This is a genomic window from Pseudomonas sp. SWRI77 (assembly GCF_014269105.1).
GTDB classification, from domain to species: Bacteria; Pseudomonadota; Gammaproteobacteria; order Pseudomonadales; family Pseudomonadaceae; genus Aquipseudomonas; species Aquipseudomonas capeferrum.
The window spans coordinates 1-16,611 of the sequence record NZ_JABWRV010000008.1 but is presented as its reverse complement, the minus strand read 5'-3'; the positions used below and the strand labels follow the sequence as shown (position 1 = coordinate 16,611).

The window sequence follows — 16,611 nt, the reverse complement described above, 5'->3', positions numbered from 1 at the left end:
AACATTCGAGCGAGCGTAAAAAGCATGAACGAGTACGCCCCCCTGCGTTTGCATGTGCCCGAGCCAACCGGCCGGCCAGGCTGCCAGACCGATTTTTCCTACCTGCGTCTGAACGATGCAGGTATTGCCCGTAAACCTTCGATCGACGTCGACGCTGCCGACACCGCCGAGCTGTCCAACAGCTTGATCAGGGTGCTGGACGAGCATGGCGACGCACTTGGCCCGTGGGCCGAGGACATCGACCCAATGGTCCTGCGTCAAGGCATGCGCGCCATGCTCAAGACGCGTATCTTCGACAGCCGCATGGTGGTTGCCCAGCGCCAGAAAAAGATGTCCTTCTACATGCAGAGCCTGGGCGAGGAAGCCATCGGCAGCGCCCAGGCCCTGGCGCTGAACCGCACCGACATGTGCTTCCCCACCTACCGCCAGCAAAGCATTCTCATGGCCCGCGACGTGTCGCTGGTGGAGATGATCTGCCAGCTGCTGTCCAACGAGCGTGACCCGCTCAAGGGCCGCCAACTGCCGATCATGTATTCGGTGCGCGAGGCAGGTTTCTTCACCATCAGCGGCAACCTGGCGACCCAGTTCGTGCAGGCGGTCGGCTGGGCCATGGCCTCGGCGATCAAGGGCGATACCAAGATCGCCTCGGCCTGGATCGGCGACGGCGCCACTGCCGAGTCGGACTTCCACACCGCCCTGACCTTCGCCCATGTGTACCGCGCGCCGGTGATCCTCAACGTGGTCAACAACCAGTGGGCGATCTCCACCTTCCAGGCGATTGCTGGCGGTGAATCGACCACCTTCGCCGGCCGTGGCGTAGGTTGCGGCATCGCCTCGCTGCGCGTCGACGGCAACGACTTCGTCGCTGTCTACGCCGCCTCGCGCTGGGCTGCCGAACGCGCCCGCCGTGGTCTGGGACCTTGCCTGATCGAGTGGGTCACCTACCGTGCCGGCCCGCACTCGACCTCCGACGACCCATCCAAGTACCGCCCCGCCGATGACTGGAGCCACTTCCCGCTGGGCGACCCGATCGCCCGCCTGAAGCAGCACCTGATCAAGATCGGCCACTGGTCCGAGGAAGAACACCAGGCCGTCACCGCCGAGTTCGAAGCTGCGGTCATCGCGGCGCAGAAGGAAGCCGAACAGTACGGCACCCTGGCCAACGGCCACATCCCGAGCGCAGCCTCGATGTTCGAGGACGTGTACAAGGAAATGCCCGAACACCTGCGCCGTCAACGCCAGGAACTGGGGGTTTGAGATGAACGACCATAACAACAGCATCAACCCGGAAACCGCCATGGCCACCACTACCATGACCATGATCCAGGCCCTGCGCTCGGCCATGGATATCATGCTTGAGCGTGACGACAATGTCGTGGTCTACGGCCAGGACGTCGGTTACTTCGGCGGCGTGTTCCGCTGCACCGAAGGCCTGCAGAACAAATACGGCAAGTCGCGCGTGTTCGACGCGCCGATCTCCGAAAGCGGTATCGTCGGCACCGCCGTGGGCATGGGTGCCTACGGCCTGCGCCCGGTGGTGGAAATCCAGTTTGCCGACTACTTCTACCCTGCGTCCGACCAGATCGTCTCGGAAATGGCCCGCCTGCGGTATCGCTCGGCCGGCGAGTTCATCTCGCCGCTGACCCTGCGCATGCCGTGCGGGGGTGGTATCTACGGCGGCCAGACCCACAGCCAGAGCCCGGAGGCGATGTTCACCCAGGTGTGCGGACTGCGCACGGTCATGCCGTCCAACCCCTATGACGCCAAGGGCCTGCTGATCGCCTCGATCGAATGCGACGACCCGGTCATCTTCCTCGAGCCCAAGCGCCTCTACAACGGCCCGTTCGACGGCCACCACGACCGCCCTGTGACGCCGTGGGCGAAGCACCCGCACAGCGCCGTGCCGGATGGCTATTACACCGTGCCACTGGACAAGGCGGCGATCACCCGCCCGGGCAATGATGTCACCGTGCTGACCTACGGCACCACGGTCTACGTGGCCCAGGTGGCCGCCGAGGAGACCGGCGTCGACGCCGAAGTCATCGACCTGCGCAGCCTGTGGCCGCTGGACCTGGAAACCATCGTCGCGTCGGTGAAGAAGACCGGCCGCTGCGTGGTGGTGCATGAGGCCACCCGTACCTGTGGTTTCGGTGCCGAGCTGGTGTCGCTGGTTCAGGAACACTGCTTCCATCACCTCGAAGCGCCGATCGAGCGCGTCACCGGCTGGGACACCCCCTACCCCCACGCACAGGAATGGGCTTACTTCCCAGGGCCTTCGCGGGTAGGTGCGGCATTGAAACGGGTCATGGAGGTCTGAATGGGCACGCACGTCATCAAGATGCCGGACATTGGCGAAGGCATCGCACAGGTCGAGTTGGTCGAGTGGTTCGTCAAGGTCGGCGATGTGATCGCCGAGGACCAGGTAGTGGCCGATGTCATGACCGACAAGGCGACCGTGGAAATCCCTTCGCCGGTCAGCGGCAAGGTGCTGGCCTTGGGTGGCCAGCCGGGTGAAGTGATGGCGGTCGGCAGCGAGCTGATCCGCATCGAAGTAGAGGGCAGCGGCAACCATGTCGACGCGCCGCAGGGCAAGCCGGCCGACACCAAGCCGGCCGAGGCAGTTGTCGCGCCAGTCGCGAGCACGCCGCAACCGCATGCCGCAGTGCCAGCGCCCGCCTGCCAGGGCGCAGCCCCCCACACCGCCGCGCCCATCGTGCCGCGCCAGGCCGGCGACAAGCCACTGGCCTCCCCAGCCGTGCGCAAACGTGCGCTGGATGCCGGTATCGAACTGCGCTACGTACACGGCAGCGGCCCGGCCGGGCGCATCCTGCACGAAGACCTCGACGGTTTCATGAGCAAACCGCAGACCGCAGCCGGGCAAGCCCCGAGCGGCTACGCCAAGCGTACCGACAGCGAGCAGGTGCAAGTCATCGGCCTGCGCCGCAAGATCGCCCAGCGCATGCAGGACGCCAAGCGCCGGGTCGCGCACTTCAGCTATGTCGAGGAAATCGACGTCACCGCCCTGGAAGCCCTGCGCCAGCAGCTCAACCAGAAGCACGGCGACAGCCGTGGCAAGTTGACCTTGCTGCCGTTCCTGGTCCGCGCCCTGGTGGTGGCCCTGCGCGACTTCCCGCAGATCAACGCCACCTATGACGACGAAGCACAGATCATCACCCGCCATGGCGCGGTGCATGTGGGCATCGCCACCCAGGGTGACAACGGCCTGATGGTGCCGGTGCTGCGCCATGCCGAAGCCGGCAACTTGTGGGGCAATGCCAGCGAAATCTCGCGCCTGGCCACTGCCGCGCGCAGCAACAAGGCCAGCCGCGAAGAACTGTCCGGCTCTACCATCACCCTGACCAGCCTCGGTGCGTTGGGCGGCATCGTCAGCACGCCGGTGGTCAACACCCCGGAAGTGGCGATCGTCGGCGTCAACCGCATGGTCGAGCGGCCGATGGTGATCGACGGCCAGATCGTCGTGCGCAAGATGATGAACCTGTCCAGCTCGTTCGACCACCGGGTGGTCGATGGCATGGATGCCGCGCTGTTCATCCAGGCCGTGCGTGGCCTGCTTGAACAACCCGCCTGCCTGTTCGTGGAGTGAGCATGCAACAGACTATCGAAACCACCCTGCTGATCATCGGCGGCGGCCCTGGCGGCTATGTGGCCGCCATCCGCGCCGGGCAACTGGGTATCCCCACCGTGCTGGTCGAAGGCCAGGCGCTGGGCGGCACTTGCCTGAACGTCGGCTGCATTCCGTCCAAGGCATTGATCCATGTCGCCGAGCAGTTTCACCAGACCTCGCGGTACACCACGCCGTCGGCACTGGGCATCAGTGTCAGCGCGCCGCGCCTGGACATCACCCAGAGCGTGGCCTGGAAAGACGGTATCGTCGACCGCCTGACCAGTGGGGTTGCGGCCTTGCTGAAAAAGCACGGGGTCAAGGTGATCCACGGCTGGGCGAAGATCCTCGACGGCAAGCATGTCGACGTCGATGGCCAGCGCATCCAGTGCGAGCACCTGCTGCTGGCCACAGGCTCCAACAGCGTCGAACTGCCGATGCTGCCGCAGGGCGGGCCGATCATTTCCTCGACCGAGGCATTGGCACCGGCGGCCTTGCCGCAGCACCTGGTGGTGGTAGGCGGTGGCTATATCGGCCTGGAGCTGGGTATCGCCTACCGCAAGCTGGGCGCACAGGTGAGCGTGGTGGAAGCACGCGAGCGCATCCTGCCAACCTACGACAGCGAACTGACCAGCCCGGTGGCCGAGGCGCTGAAGAAGTTGGGCATCGCCGTGCATCTGGGCCATAGCGTCGAAGGTTACGACAATGGTTGCCTGCTGGCCCGCGACGGCCAGGGCGAGCAACTGCGCCTGGAAGCCGACCGGGTACTGGTGGCCGTGGGCCGCCGCCCCCGCACCCAGGGTTTCAACCTGGAATCCTTGGCGCTGAAGATGAACGGCGCCGCCATCGCCATTGACGAGCGCTGCCAGACCAGCATGCACAATGTCTGGGCCATCGGCGATGTGGCCGGTGAACCGATGCTCGCGCACCGGGCCATGGCCCAGGGCGAGATGGTCGCCGAGATCATCGCCGGCAAGACGCGGCGCTTCGAACCCAGCGCAATCGCTGCGGTGTGCTTTACCGACCCGGAGATCGTGGTGGTCGGCAAGACGCCTGAGCAGGCCAGCCAGCAGGGCCTTGACTGCATCGTCGCGCAGTTCCCGTTCGCCGCCAACGGCCGGGCCATGAGCCTTGAGTCCAAAGCCGGCTTCGTGCGCGTGGTAGCGCGCCGCGACAATCACCTGATCCTGGGTTGGCAGGCGGTGGGCGTGGCCGTTTCGGAATTGTCCACGGCCTTTGCCCAGTCACTGGAAATGGGCGCATGCCTGGAAGATATCGCGGGCACCATCCACGCCCACCCGACGTTGGGTGAAGCGGTGCAGGAAGCGGCATTGCGTGCGCTGGGCCACGCCCTGCATGTCTGACGCTGAAAGGGCTCAGGCCGATTGAGTCCCTGGGGGTGCGGGTAAACCCGCTCCCCTCAGGCACCCGCTAAATCAGCAAGATCCGTGTTGTTCTGCAAGCGCAGTCAGGTCATCCGCTATTGCGTTCTTGCCCGCCCCCTTGGCCCGGTACAGGGCCTTGTCGGCACGGGCCAGCAGGTCATCCGGCGCATCACCGTCCTGCCACTGCACCACCCCATAGCTCATGGTCAGGCGACACTCGCCGACCGGCTCCACCTTCTCCATCACCTGGCGCAACCCTGCAGCCACTTCAAGCGCCTCGTCCAGCAGCGTCTGCGGCAGCACAATGACGAACTCATCGCCGCCCCAACGCGCCAGCAGGTCATATTCGCGCAGGCAGGTACGCAGGTTGTCGACCACCTGGACCAGCGCCGCATCGCCACGGGCATGGCCATAGCGGTCATTGATCGGTTTGAAGTCGTCCACGTCCATGGCAATCAGCGACAACGGCTGGCGGAAGCGTTGGCTCCGCTCGCATTCCTGCTGCAGCACCTTGTCCAGCCGATAGCGATTGGCGATCCGGGTCAACGCATCGCGCTCGGCTAATTCGCGGTTTTCATCCAGCTGGCGCTGCAACTGCTGGTTGACCCAGGACAACTCACGGGTGCGTTCGGCCACCAGGCTTTCCAGCGACAGGTTCTGTTGCTCAAGCTGCGCTACCCGCCGCTTGCCGGCATCGATGTTGCGGTGGGCGCCAAGCATGCGCGCCACCGAGCCGTCGCTGTTGCGGGCGATGATGTAGCCGCTGTCTTCGACCCACAGATAACTGCCATCCTGGCAACGACATCGGTACTCGATCAGGTAGCGCTCGTTGCGTTGGGTGATGTAGGCCTCGAAGTGCGCCATTACCCGCGGATAGTCCTCCGGGTGGATCACGCTTTCCCAGGTCAGCACCGAGTTGGCCATGGAATGGCTGGCGTAGCCGAGCATGGCGTACCAACCCGGGTTGCGATAGACGTAGCCGGTGTTGGCATTCCAGTCCCAGATGCCGTCGCTGATCAATTCGAACAAGGTATGCAGCTGCTGCTCACTGAAGCCGGCGGGTGCCGGCCTGGTGTTGTGACTCATGGACGCTCTCCCTGATGTCCAGCAACTGCGCCCCGGTCAAGGAGCTGCCGACAGTTTTGATAGGTGCCGCAGGCGGCAAGGCAAAGCCGCTGACGGGCAAGCATATGCCCGCCAGGGGGCAACCGGAATAGGACCAAGGGGCTATTTCTCGATGGGCCTCGCGGCGGCGGCTGGTTTGGCTGGCATTGCGTTTCGTATAAGATATCCACAAAGCCTGATTGCTGGAAAATCCCGTGCCGCTGCCGTCGTTCAAAGCTACCAACCTGGGTGCCACACCTTCGATGTCCGAAATCATCGCCAAGCACCTGCGCGAGGCGATCATCTCGGGGCAGCTCGCCGAAGGCGAACCGGTGCGCCAGGACGAGGTGGCGCAGGCCTTCAATGTCAGCAAGATTCCGGTGCGCGAGGCGTTGAAACGCCTTGAAGCGGAAGGCCTGGTGGACTTTCATCGCAACCGTGGCGCCCTGGTTACGCGCATTTCCGAGCCTGAGCTGGCGCAGATGTTCGAGGTCAGGGTGCTGCTGGAGGTGAAGGCGATTCGCCTGGCGATCCCCAACATGACCGAAGCGCACTTTGCCCGTGCCGAAGCCATCTGCGCGGAGTTCATCGGCGAGGACGATATCGGCCGCTGGGCCGACCTCAACTGGGCGCTGCATGCGTGTTTGTACGAGCCCGCAAAACGCCCCTACCTGATCGGCCTGATTCGCTCCATCCATGACAAGGTCGAACGCTATCTGCGCATGCAGATGAGCTTGTCGGCCGGCAAGGACCGCGCGGATCACGAGCATCGCGACATTGTCGCCGCCTGCCGCGCACGGGACGTGGAGCTGGCTGCCCGGCTGATCGAGACGCACATCAATGGGGTGTGCCAAAGCCTTTACGATCATCTGCCCCATAACTGAGTAGCCCTGCCTTGATTTTTAGGGTGGCGTATAGCGAGCGCCGCCCGCGCGCGACCGCCTGTCCTTGGCTTCGTTTTTGCTTATCTAGATATCGTATACGAAATACAATATAAGGAATGGGCGGCACACAACGATGCCGAACTGCCTACTCCTTCTTCCAATAATACGTATCGGAGTGCAAAACGATGGCCACACCCACAACTGCGGCATCAGTGAGTGCCGCGAACACAGCAGAAAAGGCGCCTGCGGGCATCAAACGCGTGGTGGCAGCCGCAATGGCGGGCGCAGTTGCCGAGTGGTACGAATTCTTCCTGTATGGCACCGCGTCCGCGCTGGTCTTCGGCCAGTTGTTCTTCCGCCAGACCGGCAGCGCGATGGACGGCATCATCGCGGCATTCGCCCTCTATGCCGTGGGCTTTCTCGCCCGCCCCATCGGCGGCCTGGTATTTGGCCACTACGGTGACAAGGTCGGGCGCAAACACTTGCTGCAGATCAGCCTGATCGTGGTCGGGGTGACCACCTTCCTCATGGGCTGCCTGCCCACCTTCGAACGCATCGGCTATGCCGCCCCCATCCTGCTGGTGGTATTGAGATTGATCCAAGGCTTTGCCTTTGGCGGCGAATGGGGTGGGGCCGTGCTGCTGGTGTCCGAACACAGCCCGGACAACCGTCGCGGCTTCTGGGCCAGCTGGCCGCAAGCGGGCGTGCCGGCAGGCAACCTGATTGCCACGGTCATCCTTCTGCTGCTCTCGACCAACCTGTCCGACGCGCAATTTCTCGACTGGGGCTGGCGCGTCGCCTTCTGGTTCTCGGCCGTGGTGGTGCTGATTGGCTACTGGATCCGCACCCGGGTCGATGATGCCCCCATCTTCAAAGAGGCCCAGGCCCGCCAGCAGCGGGTGGAAAGCCAGCAACTGGGCGTGGTCGAGGTGGTCACCAAATACTGGCGCGAAGTGCTGATCGGCATCGGCGCCCGGTTTGCGGAAAACATCCTCTACTACATCGTCGTCACCTTCTCCATCACCTACCTGAAGCTGGTGGTGCACAAGGACACGTCAGAAATCCTGCTGCTGATGTTTGGCGCTCACCTGCTGCACTTCTTCATGATCCCGCTCATGGGCTACCTCTCGGACATCATCGGCCGCAAGCCTGTGTACCTGATCGGCGCCGTGCTCACCGCGTTCTGGGGCTTCGTCGGCTTCCCGATGATGGACACCGGCAACGACTGGCTGATCATGGCGGCCATCACCCTGGGCCTGGCCATCGAGTCGATGACCTACGCGCCCTACTCCGCCCTGATGGCCGAACTGTTCCCGACCCATGTGCGCTACACCGCCCTGTCGCTGTGCTACCAGGTGGCGCCGATCCTGGCCGGTTCGCTGGCGCCGCTGATCGCCGTGACCCTGCTGAAGGAATACAACAGCTCAACGCCGATCGCCTGGTACCTGGTGGCCTCCGCCGTGATCTCGATCATTGCCGTCGCCGGTGCCAGGGAAACACGTGGCAAGTCGCTGCGGGCGGTGGATGAAGAATCCCTGGCACGCACCGCCGACCGCTGACAGACCAACAAGAACGACAACCCTCGAGGTAATGAGCATGAGCAACATCTTCACCGGCACCATCCCCGCACTGATGACCCCGTGCACCCCCGAGCGCAAGCCTGATTTTGACGCCCTGGTGCGCAAAGGCCGCGAACTGATCGAAGCTGGCATGAGCGCCGTGGTGTATTGCGGCTCCATGGGCGACTGGCCGCTGCTCACCGAGGCAGAGCGCCAGGAGGGGGTGGCACGCCTGGTAGCGGCCGGCATCCCGACCATCGTCGGCACCGGTGCGGTCAACTCCCGCGAAGCCGTGGCCCATGCCGCCCATGCGGCGAAGGTTGGCGCCCAGGGGTTGATGGTGATCCCCCGTGTGCTGTCCCGTGGTGCGTCGGCAGTGGCCCAGAAGGCCCACTTCAAGGCCATCCTCGATGCCGCCCCGCAGCTGCCGGCGGTGATCTACAACAGCCCGTACTACGGGTTCGCGACCCGCGCCGACCTGTTTTTCGAACTGCGCCGCGAGCACCCCAACCTGATCGGCTTCAAGGAGTTCGGCGGCGCTGCGGATATGCGTTATGCCGCAGAGTTCATCACCTCCAAAGATGATGACGTCACCTTGATGGTGGGCGTCGATACCCAGGTGGTGCACGGGTTCGTCAACTGCAATGCCACCGGCGCCATCACCGGCATTGGCAATGCGCTGCCGCGCGAGGTGCTGCACCTGGTGGCGCTGGCCAAACGTGCAGCCCAGGGCGATGCCAAAGCGCGGCGCCTTGCCGGGGAACTGGAAGCGGCCCTGGCCGTGCTGTCGTCCTTCGATGAAGGCTGCGACCTGGTGCTGTACTACAAGCACCTGATGGTGCTCAACGGCAACCCGGAATACGCCCGGCACTTCAACGAAACCGATGCATTGACCGACGCCCAGCGCCGCTATGCCGAACAGCAGTACGCGCTGTTCCGCGCCTGGTACGCCGACTGGTCGGCGGCCAACAACGTAGACTGACAACGCGCAGCCATGCCCCCTTCCCCTGGGCAGGGGGGGGCAGTGTGCAAGATCTACCCTTGCGGCCAGCTTTCACGGGCATTACCTTGGCAGCAACCCTCGCCCTCCCGGACATCGTCAAGGACTTCAAATGCCGTACCCCAGCGCGACCCAAGCGTTCAGACAGGGCGCCCACAGCGTCCTGCCGTTGACCTCCGGGGTCGTGCCGTTCGGCTTGATCACCGGGGTCACGGCCATCGGCATGGGCCTGTCGCCCGCCGATGCCATCGGCATGACCTTGCTGTTCTATTCAGGCTCGGCGCAAATGGTGGTGATGCAGTTGATGCAGAACAGCGCCCTGCCGGTAACCATGGTGGTCACGGCGCTGGTGATCAACCTCCGCTTCCTGATGTACAGCGCCAGCCTGGCCCCGCACCTTGGCCACCTGCCGCGGCGGCGCAAGTGGCCGATGGCCTACCTGCTTTCGGACCAGTCCTTTGCCTTGTGTTCGTTGAAAATGGCCTCGGGGGAACTGGGCCGTTTCGCCTTCCACTACTACGCCGGCACGGCCATCACCATGTGGTTCGGCTGGAACCTCTCGGTGCTGGCCGGCATATACCTGGGCGCGGGCATCCCGGAAGACTGGTCCCTGGGCTTTGCCATCCCCTTGTCGTTCCTGGCGCTGCTGATCCCCAGCCTGCGCAGCCCAGCGACCATTGGCGCGGCATTGACCGGTGGTGTACTCGCCGTGCTGGCGGTAGACCTGCCCTATAACCTGGGCCTGTTGGCGGGTGCACTGGGCGGGATCATCGCCGGCCTGCTCCTCGAGCGCCTGCAAAAAGGCAGAACCGTGCAGCCTGTGGCTGATGAACACCGCGAACAGGAAGCATCATGAGCGAAATGACCCCATGGATGACCTTCTTGCTGATCGGCCTGGGCACCTTCGCGGTGCGCTTGTCGTTCATCGAGTTCTACGCCGTGCTGCGCATACCGCCGCTGTTTCGCCGCGCCCTGGCGTATGTGCCGGCCAGCGTGCTAGCCGCACTGGTGCTGCCGGCCGTGGTGCTGTCTGACCGGCAGGCCGACTTCGACTGGCTGAACCCGCAGATACCGGCCGCGATACTCGCGGGCCTGGTGGCCTGGCGAACGCGCAGCACGCTGCTGACGCTGGGCGTGGGCATGGGCGCGCTGTGGGCGTTGAAGCACTGGGGGCTGTAGGCTTTGGCGAAGGGCGTGAAGAAATGGCGTCCCAGGCAGGAATTGAACCTGCAACCTTCCCCTTAGGAGGGTCTTTTACAACCCCGCAGCACCTTGCCTTAGCCCGCATTTATTGGGTTCTACGTCCGGTTGCGTCCGATCAGACGCCACCGTATATTCATTTCTGCACCCACAATGCACCCATGGGGACGAAGTGAAAGATAAGCTCACCGCCAAGCTACTGGCCAGCCTGCAGGTCACCGGTCGCGAGTACGAAGTGCACGACACTACCATCACAGGGCTTTTCGTGCGCGTGACCGCCGCGGGGGCGAGGTCCTATGTCGTGACTTGGGCCAGGGGCCGCAAGAAAACCCTGGGCCGGGTGGGTATCCTCACCCTCGAGCAGGCACGTCAGGAAGCGACCCAGTACCTTGCTGAGGCTCGCAAGCACGGCGAGCCCACTGCCATCTCACAGGGGCGCCGAGGAGCCGCCCTGCCCTCCCTGCGCGAATTCATCACCGACACATATCTGCCTTGGTTCAAGGCGCACCATCGGGGTTACGAGAAGACCGCCCACACGCTGGCCAACAATTTCGAGGCGATCATCTCCCAGCGCATCGACGCCATTACCGGTCGGGACCTGGAAGAGATCCGCACGACCTGGCTGCAGGCCGGCAACAAACCGGCGACAGTCAATCGGAAGATGGGCAGCATCAGCGGTGTACTCAGTCGAGCGGTCGAATGGGAAATTATCACTACCCACCCAATGGCCAAGCTCAAACAACTGAAGGTCGACAGCAAGGGGGTCGTGCGCTACCTGAGCACTGACGAAAACCTGCAACTGCGCAAGGCTCTCGATGATCGCCAGGATGATATTCGGGCAGAGCGTGAAAGCGCGAATAGATGGCGAGCTGACAGAGGAAAAAAACAACTTCATTCGTTTGCAGAAAGAGTGTTCACTGACCATCTAAAACCAATGGTACTGGTATCGCTCAACACCGGCATCCGGCGTGGCGAGCTATTCAATCTAGAGTGGCAAAGAGTAAGCTTTTTGACCAAGACGATTACAATAATCGGTGACACAACCAAGAATAATGAAACTCGCCACATCCCACTAAACAAGGAAGCACTCGAAACGCTTCAGGAGTGGCAGAAGGAATGTCGAAAGACGTCGGGATTTGTATTTCCTTCAGCTGATGGCGGTCGGCTTGAGGATGTTAAAAGCGCGTGGCTCGGACTACTCGACCGAGCGGGCATCATCGGTTTCCGTTGGCACGATATGCGGCATGACTTCGCATCGCGCTTGGTTATGGCCGGCGTACCGCTGAACACGGTACGAGACCTGTTGGGGCACTCCGACATCAAAATGACCCTTCGATATGCCCACCTAGCGCCTGATACGAAGGCTGCGGCGGTTGAGTTGATCTAGCTCTCCCATATCATTTCCGCGGGGTAATGCCCCATTTCAAGCGTCTGCTCAGCCGTTTCGTTTAGTCTTGCCCAGTTTTTCCTGATGGCCTTAAAGCTAACTTTAGAATACTTTGAAAAATACTCTTTAGTTAGCCATTCAGTAATCACAGAGTGCTCATGCTCGAACCCAAAAATATTTTCATCCTCACCATCAAAGCCGGGCTGAGTATGAATTAATTCAAGTATGGCCTGATCTTTCTGGCTGAGAGTATACGGCAGCAATATTGCCGTTCGCATAAGCCGGGTCGGGGCATCAATGGACATTACTAGCTGCAGAATTTCCGAAAAATAAATGTCGTGATTGGGTATTTCGCTAGGCCTTTCTGATTCACCCAGGTACTCGTATGACATGCGAGCAGTGGCAAAGAGCTCCCGTAAAGCCTTCTCCACTTGGCTGGTTAGCGAGTTCTCTTCAATTCTCGATATGAGCTCAAGTCCATATTTCAAGTCCGGCGAAATCCTGAGGGAAAGGGTTTCTGCTTTGACTCTGTTTGGCTGGGCCTTCGCCATCACCATCTCCTAGGATCGTTTGCGGAAAATCATGGCACACACAGTGCCTTGTGTCGATACGTGTCAGTCAGTGTGCGCATGTGTCGTGCAGTGTAAGAAAAATGTGGACACATCGTTTTGGGCTCGGATAAGGTGTCCACATCTTTCAATACACCGCAGGAGCTCTCATGGAACAAGCCTTACCAATTCAACCGCTGGCTGTAGGGCCCGACGAAGCGGCGCGCCTCACTAGCCACAGCCGCAGCGCCATCTATGGCGCGATCGCCAAGGGTGAACTACAGGCGTTCAAGTCGGGAAAGCGCCGACTGATCCTGGTGAAAGAACTCGAAGCGTGGATCAACCGTGTCGCGAAGGTGGGCAGCCGGTGAATGAATTGGAAGTCGTAGTGGCGCTGAATATGAACCAGCGGCAGCAGATCGGGGCGCTGATCGAGGCCGAGCGCGCAATGGCATGCCATTGGTGGACGATGCTGAGCGAAATGCGTTGCAGGGGGCAACTGCCTGAGTGGGCGCGGAAGCAGATGGCTGGAAGTGAAGGCGAATATGACCTTTGGACCGAGGCCCGCCAAGAGACCAACAAAGCGCTATTCGGAACAGTGCGTCACACATGCCGAGCGGAGAAGCCCGACTGGGTGAACCTGTTACTGGATGACGCTGATCTTGAAGTGACCACGCGCCAAGCCCCGTGCGAAGGGGCCGATGGCGCCGTGGTTGACAAACAGTTGCAGGAGGAGGTGTTGCAGCACCTCTCCGGCGAAATCGCATTGGTAGGCACCAACGAGAGGAAGTTATCGTGACAGAACGCATCGGCCAGCACAACGCCGGCACCAGAAATGATCGCTCTTCGAAAGAGCAAAACGGTGCCCTTGCACATCGCATGATGGCCCTGAGCGCCCTCCGCGCAAGCTCATCCCTGTCCGTCCGCTTGAAGCGCTACAACCACCACATGGATCAAGCCCGCGCCGTTGAAGCTCAAGGGGGAGCCCAATGAACAACCTTCTGAAAGCAGTGATTCTTGAAGGTGAGGTTCTGTCGGAGGCGGTGCTTGATGCCCACGCAATGTGCTCCATGAACTTTGCTAGGGATGAATTCAACAAACTTTACGACCTGCTCTACCCCGTGTGTGAGAGCCATGAGGAGGGAACGATGCGCGACATTGCACGGCATCTGGAGCAGGTCCGAATTTTCAGCCGTAATTTCTGCTGGGTTCATCGCCACCTGGGAGCCTCGTATGGCGTTGTAGGCGAGCGCCCCGGAATGGATGACGAGGCGGTCGTATGAGCTCCGTTATTCGTCTCGTCGCTACCGTGATGGCGCAGCAACCCGTCATGGCCTGGGCCGCCGCCCAGGGTCGGCGTGCATTGCACAGCGTCACCGAGTGCTCCGCGCCGATCGACTTCAACAGGAAGTAACCCATGAAGAATCAAAACAGTGCGCAAGCGCTGACGGGATCGGCTTGCCCAAAGAAAGCCACTGAACTGTTTTACCTGGGCCATCCAAAGGTCGAACGGGCCTTGCTGGGGCCGTTCTTGAGCCAGTCCGACGCCGAGTGCGGGCGCGCAGTTCTGCGTAGCGCTGATGCAGTTGTAACTGCCCGCCTCATCGACTCGCTGGACGACCAGACCTACTGGCACGCGGTGAACAACGGCCAGGTCTGCCGAGCCTTTGCTGGCGCCGGCGTGCCGAAGCTCAGCATGGAGAGAGCGACCAAGGCCCGACAACCCGAACCACAGACGAATGGCGCAGAACTGAGGCTCTGATGACCAAGAGGAAAACCCGCCGCGACTCAGATTGGGGAGGTCGTGGCGCGTACATGATCCCCAGGCTGCTCGGCGAGCACCCCGATTTTCTGACCATGACAGGCTCCGAATTGAAGGTGTTCATGCTGCTGCTCTCGCAGTACCGCGGGAACAACAACGGCGACCTAGCGGCCACGCACTCGATGATGGAAGAGCGTGGCGGCATGGCGAAAGCAACGCTGGCGGCATCGCTGCAGGGGCTGCAGGAAAGGAATCTGATCGTTCGCACCAGAACCAACATGAAGGGCCGTGAGGGCGCCAGATGCGCCCTATACGCCCTCACCTGGCTTCGCATTCATGAATGCCCAGGCCGGCAGTTGGAGGTTGGGCCAACGCCCGCGCCTATGAGGAGGTTGGGGGAATGATTTGCCCTTTTACCGGGTTCAATTTTTGAACAGCAAGGGTTCAGAAAATGAACCGTTCAAGCGCAACAACGCGCCGCGAATCCCGATAACGGTTCAAAAAATGAACCATTATCGGCGGTTTTGGCGGGGTTTCAGGTTCAAAAACTAGGCCCCTTTATAACTATTACCACCACAGGGATTTGAAATGAGCCGAGTTACGACTGAACAAGCCCGATGCCGATCGCAGGCCGATGCCGGGTGCAAACGAGCGGGCGGGTACACGTTCCTGGTGTTCGAGTGGCTTCCGTGGACTGCAGCCGGCTGCTGCCGCAAGTGCGCAGTGTTTGTTAAACCGCAATTGCTCGCTGCCCAGGCCAGCACGTTGGGCGGCCACCTACAGCTGATAGTCGACAACGTGCCCAAGCAGCTCGCGCTGGATTGCCTGGCTACGGGCTGATCAAGCGCGACGGGATGCAACTGATGCAGGGCGGCATGTGGTACCGGGGCATTTCCTGCCAGGTGCGGTTGATGCGGTGGTCGCGACCTGCGTGCATTCGTCGATCGCTCGCCGAGATAACAGTGAGCCATCTTCCACCGTGGCGTTATCAACACACTGTGTAGGAATCAACACAATGGATTGCCGAGACAGATCATTCGGTCTGTCTCGGCTGATCCGGTCCGACTCGGCTCAACTGAACTACCTATCAGGCTGTGTCACCAGCCCGGCTACGCAGGTCGAGCCGCTGGCGCCGAGCCGGCCTCAATTCGAGAACGAAGCATGACTACCAAACGCATCACCCTCAGTGACGCCGAGATCCGCAAGCAGGCCGGCCAGCCGGTGCGCCAATTGCGTGACCCACGTTACCCCGAACTGCGCTTCCGCTATTCCACCGTAGATCGCACCCGGGGTGCCTGGCACGTTGTTGTCAGGGGCAAGTGGGGCAAGGCCGGCGACTTCCCCAGCTTGACCACCAAGGCCATGCTGACCGCGCTGCCGGCCATCCTGGGGCGCCGTGCCGCAGACGCCGAGGCCACCTCGCTGACCAGCACCTGGAGCCGTACCGGTGAGCTGCTGGACTGGTACCTGGACCGCATGCTGCGTGATCGCAACCTGTCGGCCAAGCGCAAGGCCGGCGCGAAGTCGGCCATCACCTGCCACCTAGCGCCACGGCTGCACGATTTGCCGCTGGCCGAGGTGAGCAAGGCCACGCTCGACCAACGCCTGATGTGGCCACTGCAGGAGCGTTACGCCCTGTCGTTCGTGCGCCTGGTGTTCAACGTGCTGGCGGTAGCCATGCGCAAGGCACACCGGCTCGGGATGATCGAGCAGAACCCCATGGGCTCGCTGCGCTTCGGGGATTTCGTCGCGGTGCGGATCAAGCCGAAGTCGTCACGGCTGCGGGAGCGAGACTTGCCCGATCTGCTGGCCAAGCTCGCAGGCTGGAGCGAGGCGCGGCCCGGTGACTCCCTGCTGGCGCTGATGATGCTGTGCCACGGTACCCGCCTGGGCGAGACGCGCAGCGCACTGTGGCGCAACGTCGATCTGCAGGCCGGCCAGTGGTTCATCCCCGCCGACGACACCAAGACCAAGCAGAACCACATACTGCCACTGACCAGCCAAGCCTGCGCATTGCTGAGCCGCTATCAAGCCCAGCAGGCCGCCCATGGCTATCACGGTGCCTACCTGTTCCCAGCCAGCCGGCGCGGGCCACTGAGCGCAACCGCAGCGAGCCTGGTGTTTGCCGAACTGAGTGACCGCCAGTGGACCAGCCACGAC

General features: G+C 62.1%; 20 protein-coding genes. 18 read left to right on the top strand and 2 right to left on the bottom strand.

Annotated features, from left to right (window positions below):
- Window positions 1–24: 24 nt before the first annotated feature.
- From HU766_RS10330 to lpdA, 4 genes are read left to right on the top strand one after another with little or no spacing between them, the layout of a single operon-like run.
- Window positions 25–1,257 carry a 3-methyl-2-oxobutanoate dehydrogenase (2-methylpropanoyl-transferring) subunit alpha gene (locus tag HU766_RS10330; protein ID WP_047583445.1) on the top strand — a complete coding sequence of 411 codons (1,233 nt, stop codon included), beginning with the start codon at window positions 25–27 and terminating at the stop codon, window positions 1,255–1,257.
- 1 nt (window position 1,258) lies between these two features.
- Window positions 1,259–2,317, top strand: a complete 1,059-nt coding sequence (locus HU766_RS10325; RefSeq protein ID WP_033699538.1) for an alpha-ketoacid dehydrogenase subunit beta — start codon at window positions 1,259–1,261, stop codon at window positions 2,315–2,317.
- A complete protein-coding gene (locus HU766_RS10320) occupies window positions 2,318–3,604 on the top strand; it encodes a dihydrolipoamide acetyltransferase family protein (RefSeq protein WP_186656224.1) in 1,287 nt (428 codons plus the stop codon). It abuts the gene before it with no gap.
- A gap of 2 nt (window positions 3,605–3,606) precedes the next feature.
- A complete protein-coding gene (gene lpdA, locus HU766_RS10315; protein WP_186656222.1) occupies window positions 3,607–4,986 on the top strand; it encodes a dihydrolipoyl dehydrogenase in 1,380 nt (459 codons plus the stop codon).
- Between the two features lie 72 nt (window positions 4,987–5,058).
- Here lpdA and HU766_RS10310 read toward each other — a convergent pair whose 3' ends face one another.
- Window positions 5,059–6,093, bottom strand: coding sequence for a sensor domain-containing diguanylate cyclase (locus tag HU766_RS10310; protein WP_186656219.1), 1,035 nt, complete (start codon window positions 6,091–6,093; stop codon window positions 5,059–5,061).
- Between the two features lie 281 nt (window positions 6,094–6,374).
- On the opposite strand from HU766_RS10310, the gene HU766_RS10305 reads away from it, so the two are divergent.
- The 6 genes from HU766_RS10305 (at window position 6,375) to HU766_RS10280 (ending at window position 12,141) form a co-directional block, all read left to right on the top strand.
- Complete coding sequence (locus HU766_RS10305; RefSeq protein WP_152604616.1) at window positions 6,375–6,995, top strand: GntR family transcriptional regulator; 621 nt, start codon at window positions 6,375–6,377, stop codon at window positions 6,993–6,995.
- Between the two features lie 185 nt (window positions 6,996–7,180).
- Window positions 7,181–8,554 carry a fosfomycin efflux MFS transporter AbaF gene (abaF, locus tag HU766_RS10300; RefSeq protein ID WP_273027721.1) on the top strand — a complete coding sequence of 458 codons (1,374 nt, stop codon included), beginning with the start codon at window positions 7,181–7,183 and terminating at the stop codon, window positions 8,552–8,554.
- Window positions 8,555–8,591: 37 nt separating this feature from the next.
- On the top strand, window positions 8,592–9,536 hold the full coding sequence (locus HU766_RS10295) for a dihydrodipicolinate synthase family protein (protein ID WP_186656193.1): 945 nt from the start codon (window positions 8,592–8,594) through the stop codon (window positions 9,534–9,536).
- Between the two features lie 130 nt (window positions 9,537–9,666).
- Window positions 9,667–10,410 (top strand): AzlC family ABC transporter permease, encoded by a 744-nt coding sequence (locus HU766_RS10290; protein WP_186656191.1) that lies wholly within the window; start codon window positions 9,667–9,669, stop codon window positions 10,408–10,410.
- Window positions 10,407–10,733: an AzlD domain-containing protein gene (locus tag HU766_RS10285; protein WP_186656189.1), complete on the top strand. Its 327-nt coding sequence runs from the start codon at window positions 10,407–10,409 to the stop codon at window positions 10,731–10,733. The genes HU766_RS10290 and HU766_RS10285 overlap by 4 nt, the downstream gene beginning before the upstream one ends.
- A 193-nt stretch (window positions 10,734–10,926) precedes the next feature.
- Window positions 10,927–12,141 (top strand): tyrosine-type recombinase/integrase, encoded by a 1,215-nt coding sequence (locus HU766_RS10280; RefSeq protein ID WP_186656186.1) that lies wholly within the window; start codon window positions 10,927–10,929, stop codon window positions 12,139–12,141.
- On the opposite strand, the gene HU766_RS10275 is transcribed toward HU766_RS10280, so the two are convergent.
- On the bottom strand, window positions 12,138–12,692 hold the full coding sequence (locus tag HU766_RS10275; protein WP_186656184.1) for a hypothetical protein: 555 nt from the start codon (window positions 12,690–12,692) through the stop codon (window positions 12,138–12,140). The genes HU766_RS10280 and HU766_RS10275 overlap by 4 nt on opposite strands.
- Window positions 12,693–12,859: 167 nt before the next feature.
- Here HU766_RS10275 and HU766_RS10270 point away from each other — a divergent pair, with 167 nt between their 5' ends.
- The 8 genes from HU766_RS10270 to HU766_RS10240 form a co-directional block, all read left to right on the top strand.
- Entirely contained in the window at window positions 12,860–13,060 is a 201-nt protein-coding gene (locus HU766_RS10270) for a helix-turn-helix domain-containing protein (RefSeq protein ID WP_186656182.1), read from the top strand.
- Entirely contained in the window at window positions 13,057–13,488 is a 432-nt protein-coding gene (locus tag HU766_RS10265; protein ID WP_186656179.1) for a hypothetical protein, read from the top strand. The genes HU766_RS10270 and HU766_RS10265 overlap by 4 nt, the downstream gene beginning before the upstream one ends.
- 8 nt (window positions 13,489–13,496) lie before the next feature.
- Window positions 13,497–13,682 carry a hypothetical protein gene (locus tag HU766_RS10260; protein WP_346656667.1) on the top strand — a complete coding sequence of 62 codons (186 nt, stop codon included), beginning with the start codon at window positions 13,497–13,499 and terminating at the stop codon, window positions 13,680–13,682.
- Window positions 13,679–13,972: a hypothetical protein gene (locus HU766_RS10255; protein ID WP_186656176.1), complete on the top strand. Its 294-nt coding sequence runs from the start codon at window positions 13,679–13,681 to the stop codon at window positions 13,970–13,972. Before HU766_RS10260 ends, HU766_RS10255 begins: the two co-directional genes overlap by 4 nt.
- The gene (locus HU766_RS26425; RefSeq protein ID WP_273027719.1) at window positions 13,969–14,103 is read left to right on the top strand and encodes a hypothetical protein; all 135 of its coding nucleotides are present in this window, start codon (window positions 13,969–13,971) and stop codon (window positions 14,101–14,103) included. The genes HU766_RS10255 and HU766_RS26425 overlap by 4 nt, the downstream gene beginning before the upstream one ends.
- 3 nt (window positions 14,104–14,106) lie before the next feature.
- Window positions 14,107–14,451 (top strand): hypothetical protein, encoded by a 345-nt coding sequence (locus HU766_RS10250; RefSeq protein ID WP_186656174.1) that lies wholly within the window; start codon window positions 14,107–14,109, stop codon window positions 14,449–14,451.
- Window positions 14,451–14,855: a hypothetical protein gene (locus tag HU766_RS10245; protein ID WP_186656172.1), complete on the top strand. Its 405-nt coding sequence runs from the start codon at window positions 14,451–14,453 to the stop codon at window positions 14,853–14,855. Before HU766_RS10250 ends, HU766_RS10245 begins: the two co-directional genes overlap by 1 nt.
- Window positions 14,856–15,612: 757 nt before the next feature.
- Window positions 15,613–16,611 (top strand): site-specific integrase (locus tag HU766_RS10240; protein WP_186656170.1); only part of this gene is annotated, 999 nt, incomplete at its 3' end.